The sequence below is a fragment of the Mycobacterium sp. genome (assembly GCF_049280035.1).
Lineage (GTDB): Bacteria > Actinomycetota > Actinomycetes > Mycobacteriales > Mycobacteriaceae > Mycobacterium.
Window position 1 is genome coordinate 1 of sequence record NZ_JBAPPI010000631.1, and the last position, 1,948, is coordinate 1,948.

Annotated in this window: 2 protein-coding genes; both read right to left on the reverse strand. The window is 63.2% G+C overall.

Annotated features, from left to right (window positions below):
• Positions 1 to 57 precede the first annotated feature (57 nt).
• Complete coding sequence (locus WAN71_RS20210; RefSeq protein WP_422227032.1) at positions 58 to 1,206, reverse strand: acyl-CoA dehydrogenase family protein; 1,149 nt, start codon at positions 1,204 to 1,206, stop codon at positions 58 to 60.
• Positions 1,207 to 1,219: 13 nt separating this feature from the next.
• On the reverse strand, positions 1,220 to 1,948 hold a 729-nt coding region (locus WAN71_RS20215; RefSeq protein ID WP_422227033.1), incomplete at its 5' end, for an acyl-CoA dehydrogenase family protein.

Here is a 1,948-nt window from a genome sequence, read left to right on the forward strand (position 1 = left end):
ACCCACGACCCAGCGAAACCACAGGGCCGGCCGTTCCATACTTACTAGCGCCGTGCCCTAGATGCCGAGGTCCTTGGCGACGATCGTCTTCATGATCTCGGTGGTTCCGCCGTAGATCGTTTGGATGCGGGCGTCGACGAACGCGCGCGACACCGGGTACTCGCGCATATAGCCGTAGCCGCCGTGCAGCTGCAGGCAGCGGTCGGCGGTGCGGACCTGCAGTTCGGTGGTCCACCATTTCAGCCGGGCCGCCCGGGCCGCGGTGAGTTCACCGGTCAGATGTTGGGCGATGCAGTCATCGAGATAGGTTCGCGCGATATCGAGTTCGGTAGCCAGCTCAGCGAGCACGAACTGGGTGTTCTGCAAGCCAGAGATCGGGGAGCCGAAGGCATTTCGCTGCTTGACGTAGTCGAGGGTTTCGGCCAGTACCCCTTCGGCGGCAGCCACCGCGCCCACCGCCAGCGAAAGCCGCTCTTGCGGAAGGTTGTTCATCAGTTGATAGAAGCCCCTGCCCTCCTCCTCGAGCAGGTTTTCGACAGGAACCCGCATATCGGTGAAGCTCAGCTCGCTGGTGTCCTGGGCGTGCAGGCCGATTTTCTCCAGGTTCCGGCCGCGGGAAAAACCCGGCGTGTCCGGGTCGACGACCAGTAGCGATAGCCCCTTGTGCCGGTCGGGCGAAGTGCGCACCACGATGATGAACAAGTCGCCAGTCTGCCCATTGGAGATAAACGTCTTCGCGCCGTTGACGACGTAATGGTCGCCGTCACGTACCGCGGTGGTGCGGATACCGGCCAGGTCGCTGCCGGCGCCCGGCTCGGTCATCGCGATGCCGATGATCGTCTCGCCGGTCACCACACCCGGTAGCCAGCGTTGTTGTTGTTCGGGTGTGGTCAGGTCGGTGAGATAAGGCAGCACGATGTCGTTCTGCAGCGACAAGGTGACAGCCTCGGCCGCCGCGCCTGCCCGCTGGAGTTCGTCAACGACGATCGCGTTGTAGCGGAAGTCGTCGACGCCTGCCCCGCCGAATTCCTCGGGCACCGAAATTGCCAGCAGTCCAAGCTTTCCCGCTTCGGTAAAGAGCGAACGATCCACACAGCCGGCCTTCTCCCATTGTTCATGGGCGGGGACGACGGTCTGCTGCACGAAATCGTGCACCAGTTCTTGAAACTGGCGATGCTCGTCGGCGTACTGCAGGCGTGCGCTCATTCGAATGCTCCTGTCAGCGGAAGGCGTCCATACCGGTGATCGCCTGGCCAAGGATCAGCTGGTGCATTTCCGGGGTGCCCTCGTAGGTGAGCACCGACTCCAGGTTGACCATGTGCCGGATCACCGGGTATTCCAGCGATATCCCATTGCCACCCAGGATCGTTCGCGCTGTTCGGCAAATCTCGATCGCCTCACGGGTGTTATTGAGCTTGCCGAAACTGACCTGCTCGGGAAGCAGTCCGACGCTGTCCTTAAGGCGCCCGAGCTGCAACGCAAGCAGCAGGCCTTTGTGCAATTCGACGGCCATGTCGACGAGTTTCGCTTGCGTCAACTGGAATCCGGCGATCGGACGGCCGAACTGGGTGCGTTGGGTGGCGTAGTCCAGCGCGGCCTGCCACGCCGAACGCGCGGCGCCCATTGAGCCCCAGACAATGCCGTAGCGTGCTTCCGACAGGCATGCCAGCGGGCCTTTGAGGCCCTTTACCTCCGGCAGCACGGCGTCGTCGGGCAGCCGCACGTCGTCGAGCACCAACTCGCTGGTGATCGACGCCCGCAGCGAGAGCTTGTGGTGGATGGTGTTGGCGGAAAATCCCGGCGTATCGGTGGGCACGATGAATCCGCGGATCCCGTCGTCGGTGGCCGCCCACACAATCGCGACGTCGGCGACCGAACCGTTGGTGATCCACATTTTGCGGCCGTTGAGGATCCAGTCCGACCCGTCGCGTCGCGCCCGGGTTGTCAT